This window comes from Roseibacillus ishigakijimensis (assembly GCF_016595415.1).
Lineage (GTDB): Bacteria > Verrucomicrobiota > Verrucomicrobiia > Verrucomicrobiales > Akkermansiaceae > Roseibacillus > Roseibacillus ishigakijimensis.
Genome location: NZ_JAENIO010000173.1, coordinates 1 through 357, shown reverse-complemented (window position 1 = coordinate 357; position 357 = coordinate 1). Strand labels below are relative to the sequence as shown.

Annotated in this window: 1 pseudogene; it reads left to right on the top strand. The window is 54.6% G+C overall.

Going from position 1 to position 357, the window contains the following annotated elements:
• Positions 1-357: pseudogene (locus JIN78_RS18050) on the top strand (hypothetical protein); the annotation flags it as partial.

Sequence of the window (357 nt, the reverse complement as noted above, 5' to 3'; positions counted from 1 at the left end):
ATATGGCTATCAAACTCATTGCTAACTATTCCAAGCGCCTCGGTCTCCCGGGATATTCGTCGCATCAATTCTCGGTCTCGGTCGAGACGGAGTTGCTGGCGACCGATGACCTCGAAGCAGAATCCGAGCGTCTCTATCATTTGCTGCAGTCCAATGTGGACCAACAAATTCTGGAGACCGGCTTCGTCCCTCCTTCCACCTATGGCATGGACGAATCCGGTGCTCCCACCGGAGGCCAATCGGAAAACCGTTCCGATTCCTCCCCCAACAACATCACCCGATGGCCCAACGGAACGGCCTGGAAATGTTCCGACAAACAACGCGACCTCGTCCTGAAAATCGTTGCTGAGAACCAGC